Origin of the sequence: Cellulomonas sp., assembly GCF_035634735.1 — a bacterium.
Classification (GTDB): Bacteria; Actinomycetota; Actinomycetes; order Actinomycetales; family Cellulomonadaceae; genus Cellulomonas.
The window spans coordinates 1-8090 of sequence record NZ_DASQCJ010000124.1; the positions used below are offsets into that span (position 1 = coordinate 1).

Annotated in this window: 7 protein-coding genes; 3 read left to right on the plus strand and 4 right to left on the minus strand. The window is 76.9% G+C overall.

The genetic code is table 11. The features are described 5' to 3' along the window. On the minus strand, positions 1-2067 hold a 2067-nt coding region (locus VER05_RS11135; protein WP_324845421.1), incomplete at its 3' end, for a sodium-translocating pyrophosphatase. Positions 2068-2309: 242 nt separating this feature from the next. Between VER05_RS11135 and VER05_RS11140 the strand changes: the two genes are divergently transcribed. Continuing rightward, positions 2310-2852, plus strand: coding sequence for an RNA polymerase sigma factor (locus tag VER05_RS11140; protein ID WP_324845422.1), 543 nt, complete (start codon positions 2310-2312; stop codon positions 2850-2852). Between the two features lies 1 nt (position 2853). Further along, positions 2854-4059: a hypothetical protein gene (locus VER05_RS11145; RefSeq protein ID WP_324845423.1), complete on the plus strand. Its 1206-nt coding sequence runs from the start codon at positions 2854-2856 to the stop codon at positions 4057-4059. Positions 4060-4140: 81 nt separating this feature from the next. Here the strand turns inward: VER05_RS11145 and VER05_RS11150 are convergent, their stop codons facing one another. Further along, a complete protein-coding gene (locus VER05_RS11150) occupies positions 4141-5091 on the minus strand; it encodes a GGDEF domain-containing protein (RefSeq protein ID WP_324845424.1) in 951 nt (316 codons plus the stop codon). A gap of 303 nt (positions 5092-5394) precedes the next feature. On the opposite strand from VER05_RS11150, the gene VER05_RS11155 reads away from it, so the two are divergent. After that, entirely contained in the window at positions 5395-5973 is a 579-nt protein-coding gene (locus tag VER05_RS11155) for a hypothetical protein (RefSeq protein WP_324845425.1), read from the plus strand. Between the two features lie 297 nt (positions 5974-6270). On the opposite strand, the gene VER05_RS11160 is transcribed toward VER05_RS11155, so the two are convergent. Continuing rightward, complete coding sequence (locus VER05_RS11160) at positions 6271-6618, minus strand: STAS domain-containing protein (RefSeq protein ID WP_324845426.1); 348 nt, start codon at positions 6616-6618, stop codon at positions 6271-6273. A gap of 68 nt (positions 6619-6686) precedes the next feature. Beyond that, a partial coding sequence (locus VER05_RS11165; protein WP_324845427.1) for a 5-oxoprolinase/urea amidolyase family protein occupies positions 6687-8090 on the minus strand: 1404 nt, incomplete at its 5' end.

The window sequence follows — 8090 nt, forward strand, 5'->3', positions numbered from 1 at the left end:
CGCGGTGTCCTTGAACGGGTCGCCGACGGTGTCGCCGATGACCACCGCGTCGTGCGCCGGGGAGCCCTTGCCGCCGTACCGGCCGTCCTCCACCAGCTTCTTCGCGTTGTCCCACGTGCCGCCGGAGTTCGCCAGGAACACCGCCATCAGCACGCCGGCGCCGATCGCCCCGGCGAGGAACCCGGCGAGCGGCCCGATGCCGAGCCCGAACCCGACCGCCACGGGCGCGGACGCCGCGAGCAGGCCGGGCGTGGCGAGCTCGCGCAGCGAGTCCCGGGTGCAGATGTCGACGACCTTGCCGTACTCGGGCCGCTCGGCGCCGGTCATGATCCCGGGGTGCTCGCGGAACTGCCGCCGCACCTCGAACACGATCGCCCCCGCGGCGCGGGTCACGGCGTCGATCGCCAGCCCGGAGAACAGGAACACCGTGGCCCCGCCGAGGATGACGCCGACCAGGGTCACCGGGCTGATCACCTGGTAGTCGGTCATCGCCAGGACGATGTCGCCCGGCACCTGCGTCAGGTCCAGGCCCGCGAGCGCCCCCGCCACGGCGTCGGCGTACGACCCGAACAGCGCCGTCGCCGCCAGGACGGCCGTCGCGATCGCGATCCCCTTGGTGACCGCCTTCGTGGTGTTCCCGACGGCGTCCAGGTCGGTGAGGATCTGCGCGCCCTCCTCGGTGACGTCGCCGGACATCTCGGCGATGCCCTGCGCGTTGTCGCTCACCGGGCCGAAGGTGTCCATCGCGACGATGACGCCGACCGTCGTCAGCAGCCCGCAGCCCGCGAGCGCCACCAGGAACAGCGACAGCGAGATCGACCCGCCGGCCAGGAGGAACACCCCGCAGATCGCGGCGGCGATGGTGCCCGCCGTGTACACCGCCGACTCCAGCCCGACGCCGATGCCGGACAGGACGACCGTCGCCGCGCCGGTCTGGGAGGTGCGCGCCACGTGGATCGTCGGCTTCGAGGTCGTCCCCGTGAAGTAGCCGGTCAGCCAGAGGATCACGCCCGCCAGCACGACGCCGATCGCGACCGCGCCCGCCGCCACCGCGCGCGGGTCGCCCGGGTGGTCGGCCAGCCCGGCCGTCCCGGCGAGGTCCGCGAACGACGACGGCAGGTAGACGAACGCCGCCACCGCCGCGAGCACCGCGCCGGCCACGGCGGCCACCGCGAACCCGCGGTTGATCGCGGTCAGCCCGCTCTCGTCGCCGCGCACCCGGGTCACCACGACGCCCAGCGCCGCGACCACCGCGCCGATCGCGGTCACCACCAGCGGGAACACCAGCCCCTCCTCGCCGAACGCCGCCCGGCCGAGGATCAGCGCGGCCACCAGCGTCACGGCGTACGACTCGAACAGGTCGGCCGCCATGCCCGCGCAGTCGCCGACGTTGTCCCCCACGTTGTCCGCGATCGTCGCGGCGTTGCGCGGGTCGTCCTCCGGGATGTGCTGCTCGACCTTGCCGACCAGGTCGGCGCCGACGTCGGCCGCCTTGGTGAAGATGCCGCCGCCGACCCGCATGAACATCGCCAGCAGCGCGGCCCCGAACCCGAAGCCCTCCAGCACCGCCGGCGCCTCGCCCCGGTACAGCAGGACGACCACGGCGGCGCCCAGCAGGCCCAGCCCGACGACCGACATCCCGACCACGCCGCCCGTCCGCAGCGCGATCCGCGCGCCCGTGGCGCGGCCGCCGGGCAGCGAGGCCGCCGCCGCGACCCGCACGTTCGCCCGGGTCGCGAGCCACATGCCCAGGTAGCCGATCGACGCGGAGAACCCGGCGCCCACCAGGAAGAACACCGAGCGGCCGATCTTCACGCCGGCGTCGCCCGGCAGCAGGAACAGCAGCGCGAACACGACGACCGCGAACAGCACCAGCGTGCGCAGCTGCCGGGACAGGTACGCCGCGGCGCCCTCCTGGACCGCCGCGGCGATCGCGCGCATCGACGCGGACCCCTCGTCGGCCGCCAGGACCTGCCGGCGGAGCACCACCGCCACGACGAGGGCGGCGACCGCCACGGCCGCGATGACGGCGACCACCACGAGGCTTCCGGACCCGAGCTCGACCATGCATCCTCCTCGGACGCGGGGCACGGCCCTGCCCGAGCCGCCCCCGGTACGCGCCGCTCCGTTGCCGCGCGAGAGGACGCCACTGTAGCCAGATATGTCCGGTTGGGAAGGGGTGCGGCGGCCGGTTCCACCGGTCGGCCCCCCGGTGCGGCGGCACCGGGGCAACGATTCCGCCCCCGCCGCTCGTCATGGTCCGTGAGAGTGGTCGCCGTCGGGTGCGACCAGCGGTCAGGGGGCTGGGGATGGCGGGCTGGGACGACGCGCTGAGCGCGCTGGTGCACGAGCGCGGCGCGGCGCTCGTCCGGTACGCCACGCTGCTCACCGGCGACCCCCGCGAGGCCGAGGACCTCACGCAGGAGGCGCTGGTCCGGACGTTCTCCCGGGCCCGCGGGAGCCTGCGCGAGCCGGCCGCCGTCGAGGGGTACGTGCGCCGGGCCATCCTCAACGCCTACCTGGACGGGCACCGGCGGCGGCGGCTGTGGGACGGCGTCCGGCACCTGGTCGCCCGCCCCGAGCACGTGCCGGCGCACGACCACCTCGCGGCCGAGCGCACCGACGTCGAGGTCGCCCTGACCCGCCTCGCCCCGCGGCACCGCGCCGCCGTCGTGCTCCGGTTCTACGACGACCTGACCGTGCCGGAGATCGCCCGCCGGCTCGGGGTCTCCGACGGGGCGGTCAAGCGGTACCTGCACGACGGCGTCGCCGCCCTGGAGGAGCTGCTGGGGCCGGTGGCGCCGGCGCGCGAGGAGCACGTGATCGACCTGACGACGACCGGGAGGGCGTGACATGAGCATCGACCTGGGGCGCGCGCTGCGCGACGTGGTGGACGGCCCGACCCCGCGCGACCCGCGGGCGCTCGGCGGGCCCGGCGGCCTGGTGCGCCTGCGGGGCCGGGTGCGCCGGGCGCGGACCCGCCGGGCCGTGGCGCAGGCATCGGTGGGCGGCGCCGCGGCGGTCGCGATCGGGGTGGGCGGGTCCGCGGTGGACTGGTCGCGGCTCGGGGACCGGGACGGGCGCGTCGACGGGGCGGCCCCGCCCGCCACGGCGACGGACCCGCGCCGGCCGGTCGAGCCGAGCGGGTCGGCCCTCTGCGGGGCGGACGTCGCGGACCTCGCGACGTCCGCCGCCGACCTGGCGCTGCGGCTGGGGCTGCCCGGGTCGGACGGCGGGGGCGAGCTCGTCGGCCGGTCCCTGGGCACGCAGGTGCCGGTGTGGGTGACCGCGGGTGGCCCGGTCGTGCTCCCCGTCCGGGACGCGGAGATCGCCCTGGTGCGCGACGGCGCGGTCGTGGCGGTGGCGGAGGACGCCGCCCGGCTGGTCGCCGGCGACGCCCCGAGCGAGTCCGCCCTGGCCGGCGTCGCCGCGCCGACGGGGTCGGGCGTGCTGCGCTCCTGCCCCGGGACGGACCCGGAGGGGTTGGCCGGCGCCGTGCCCGCCCCGGGCGACTACACGCTGGTGGCGGTCGCCGCCCTCGTGGACGGAGCCACGGGCGAGGACGACGCCGGCCACGTCGCGTCGCCCGCGGTCGACGTCACGCTCCTCCCCGAGGAGCCGCCGCTCACCGGCGACCCGGACCTGCCCGCCGACTACCCGCTCGCCGACGTGCCGCTCGTCGGCGACGAGGTGCAGGCCGTGATCACGGGCGGCGTCGACGGCTGGAAGGTCACCGTCGCGGTCACCGGCACCGACGCGCTCCAGCGCGCGGCCACCGCCCTCGGGGTGCCCGGCCTGCCCGTGACGCGGTGGGAGCTCATCACCGACGAGGTGACGCTGACCGCCGACGAGGACCGGCGCCGGGTGCAGGCCGGGTCCGAGATCGCGGCCGCGCGCGCGGCCGAGGCGTTCGGCGCCGGCGCGGCCGGGACGGGGCCCACGGAGATCGGCGGGAGCGGCACGTCCTTCTCGTTGCGGCTCCGCGGCTACGACGTGGAGGTGACCGAGCAGGCCGGGGCGGGCGGCGGGGACACCCTCGTGTACCGCGTGACGCGCTGACCCGCCGTGGCGCGGCTGCGCGGGGGCCGACGAGGAGGGCGACCCCCGTGATCCCCTGACCGCCCGGCCGTGGCGGCGGCGTCAGCCCGGCGCCGCCACGGCGGGCAGCGGGTCCGCCTTGCGCGCGAGCATCCGCCGCTGCGCCTCCTGCACGAGCGCGTCGGCGTCCGCGGATCCGGGCGCCGAGACCACCCAGGCCAGCCGGACCGCCGGCTCGTCCCGCGCCCGCGGCAGCAGCGCCCGGCCCACGGCCTCGACGACCCGGGCGACCTGGTCGTCCGCCTCCGACCCGGGCACCCCCGGCAGCAGCACCACGGCCATGAGCTCGTCGCTCCCGGTGCGGCCGACCAGGGCCCCTGCCGGCACCCCGTCGGCGAACCGGTCGGCCAGCAGCCGGAGCAGCCCGTCGCCCGCCGCACCGCCGAACCGCACGTTCACCCGGGCGAACCCGTCGACGTCCGCCTGGACCAGCAGCAGCCGCCGGGCGCTGCCGGGCAGCAGGCGCGCCCACTCCTGCAGGGTGTGCAGCACGAGCTCCCGCCCGGGCAGCCGGGTGAGCGGGTCGTGCAGCGAGCGCTCCGACAGCGCGGCCACCAGCGCGCGCACCAGGTCGGACGTCGCCACGGCGCCCCAGGTCCCGGACCGCACGAGCACGTCGTCGTAGCGGGTCTCGCCGGAGCGCTCCATGGCCCGGGTCGCCGACTCGACGATGCCGGTGCGCTCGTCGACCACGAGCGGGGACCAGTCGGCGACCTCCCCGACGGGCCGGCGGGCCAGCACCGCGCGGCCGTAGCCGAGCCTGCCGGTCTGCGCGTCGGTGAACCGGCTGCGGGACACCATGCCGATCCGGCCGTCCCGCTCGTCGACCACCGCGAGGCACGGCAGGTGGGGCGACCGGAACAGGACCTCGACCTCGCTCATCGGGAGGTCCCGGTCCACCACCGCGACGGGGACGGCGATCTCGCCCACGGAGCGGTGCACCCCTCCGACGGCGCGGGAGGTGCGGACCAGCAGGTCGACGTCGTTCGGCACGACCGTATGGTGCCGCCACGGTCGGGGCGCGCCGGGCCCAGAGCGCCCGTGTCACCCAGACTTCGCGCGGCGTTCACCGGGCCGTCGGCGTGGGCCACCCCTCCGGGTGAGGTCAGCCCTCGCGGTGGCCGGCCAGCGCCTCGTCCACCGTCTCCCGGATGGCTGAACACCTGGGCGGATCGAGATGACCGCTGCGTAGGTGCTCGTGTGAGAGCGGCAGGACCGGCTAGGTGGTGCGCCTCGGAGCGCAGTGTCGAGCGGTGGGGCGACGAGGCCCCACTCGATCTGTGGAGGTGTGTCGCCATGCGCAAGACCTGGGCCGCGACCATCGCGGTTCTACCCCTGGCCGCTCTCACCGTCGGGTCGGCGAGCGCCGCCGAGCTCGGCGCCGACCACCGACCTCCCGCTGCCGTCAACAACCCCGACGTACCACGGGAGCTCATCGACGCCCTGCCCGAGGTGATCCAGCAGGATCCGGACGTGATCATCGACCCCGACGTCGAACTGGGTCCGATCGTCTACCCCGACGGCACCCCGGTCGAAGGACAAGACCCGGCCACGATGCGCGAGGCTCGCGCTCGTTGCGGGGGGACCGCGACAGCCACGGCCGTCATCTGGGGCCCGGAGAGCATCGGCGGATGCACCGTCTGGGGCAGTGTCGGGTACAAGCAGGGCTACGCGTGGGGGGTCCAGGACGCGAGCGGAAGCGTGTGCGCGCAGGGCCGGGGATTCACCGTGTCCGGGACCCGGACCTGGTACTCGATCGGGTGCGGCAAGAGCAACGCAGGAACGACCGTCGCCTGGGGCAACATCTTGAGCAACCCCTCAGTACGCGCCATGGCCACCTCGGGACCCGTCAACTCGGTCGGTTGGTGGATCTAGTCGTGGGCCGGTCGTCGGGCCCACGCAACGGAGTCCTCAGCTGGTTCCGCCGACGAGCGGGAGGGCTCGCGGCGGCCGGGGACGCCCGCCTGACCAGGGAGTCGTTCCGACCGCCGGTGCCGGAGGGGCTGACGTCGTCGGCGCAGCCGCGGGATCCGGGCGGCCAGCGCCCACCTCGGGTCCGTGGTGACGCTGACGCCGGCACGTCGACGAGCTAGAAGGCTCCCCGAGGCGGACCGTACGTCCGCGCGGTTCGCCTCCGGACGTCGGTGCGAGGCCAACCTACCCCGGGTGAGGTCAGCCCTCGCGGTCGGCGGCGAGCGCCTCGTCCACCGTCTCCCGGATGGTGAACACCTGGGTGAGCGCCGTGATCCGGAAGACCTTGAGCAGCCGCTCGGAGTCGATGACGAGCTGCAGCCGCCCGTCCGCCCCGCGGACGCGCTTGAGCACGCCGACCAGCAGCCCGAGCCCCGTGGAGTCCATGAACCGCACCTCGGTGAGGTTCACGACCAGGTCCACGTGCCCGGCGTCCACCAGGCCCGTGAGCTTCTCGCGCAGCGCGGGCGCGGTGTACACGTCGATCTCGCCGGTCACGTCGACGACGGTCCTGCCCTCGACGGTCCTGCTGGCCACGCTGACGTCCACCGGAGCTCCCCTCTGCCTTCCGGGAGCATTCAAACAGACCGCGCGCCCCCGGCCCACGTCTTCGGTGCTCACGCGTGTCCGGCGTGGTGCTCCGGGAGGCCGTCGGAGCGGGCGAACGCGACCGCGTCGCCGGGTCGGAGCTGCGCGGCGACGTCGCGGGACCGCGGCTCGACGACCGCCAGCACCGGGTACCCGCCGGTCACCGGGTGGTCCGCCCCGAACACGACCGGCCGCCCGTCCGGCGGCACCTGCACCGCGCCCGGCACCAGCGGCTCGGAGGGCAGCTCGCCGCGGTCGGCGCGCTCGACGGGCGGGCCGTCGAGCCGCAGCGCGACCCGGTCGCTCGCCGGGGTCACCGCGTACCGGCCCGCGAGCAGCCGGTCGAACGCGCCCGGCGCGAACCAGTCGCCGCGCGGCCCCGGCACCACCCGCAGCACGGCGGTCGCCGGCCAGTCCCGCGGGGGGTCCGCCCACGGCTGCGCGGCGTCCACGACCTCGGCGCCGACGGGCAGCACGTCCCCGGCGCGCAGGGGTGCGGGACCGAGGGCCGCGAGGCGGTCGGCCGCCCGCGAGCCGAGGACGGGCGGGACGTCGAGCCCGCCGCGCACCGCGACGTACAGCCGGAGCCCGCGCGTCGCCGTGCCGGCGCGGAGCACGCCGCCGGGCGGGACGCGGGTGGCGGCGTGCGGGGGGACGGGGACGCCGTCGACGTCGGCGGGCACCTCCGCACCGGCGAGCGCGACGACGCCGCCCGCCGGGAACCGCAGCGCCAGGCCCCCGAGCAGCACCTCCAGGCCGGCGGCCCCGGGGGCGTTGCCGACGAGGCGGTTCGCGAGGCGGAGCGCGCCGGCGTCGGCGGCGCCGGAGCGCCCCACGCCGACAGCGGCCAGGCCGGGGCGGCCCCGGTCCTGGACGAGGGCGAGGGGGCCGGGCGCGAGGACCTCGACCGTCGGGCGGGCGGCGGCGTCGGCGGGGACCGGGGACGCGACGGCCGGGGACGCGAGGGCCGGGGACGGGGTCCGGGGCGGCCGCCCGGCCTCGGTCGAGCCGTCGGACGGGGCGGAGGCCGCGACCGCGGCCGGGGACGGGGCGACGTCCTCGGGGGCGCCGGCCGGGACGAACCGCACCCGGGCGCCGGGGCGGAGCAGCGCGGGCGGGTCGCGGTCGACGTCGAACAGCGGCACGTCGCAGGTGCCGAGCAGCATCCAGCCGCCCGGCGTCGCAGCCGGGTAGACGGCCGCGAACTCGCCCGCGACGGCGACCGAGCCCGCGGGGACCCGCTCGCGCGGGGTCGCCCGCCGGGGGACGTGCAGGGCCGGGTCCAGGCCGGTCAGGTAGGCGAAGCCCGGCATGAAGCCGCCGAACGCCACGGTGTACTCGGCCGCGGCGTGCCGGCGGACGACCTCGCGCTCGTCCAGACCGGTGAGCCGGGCGACCTCGGCGAGGTCGGGGCCGTCGTAGCGGACGGGGAT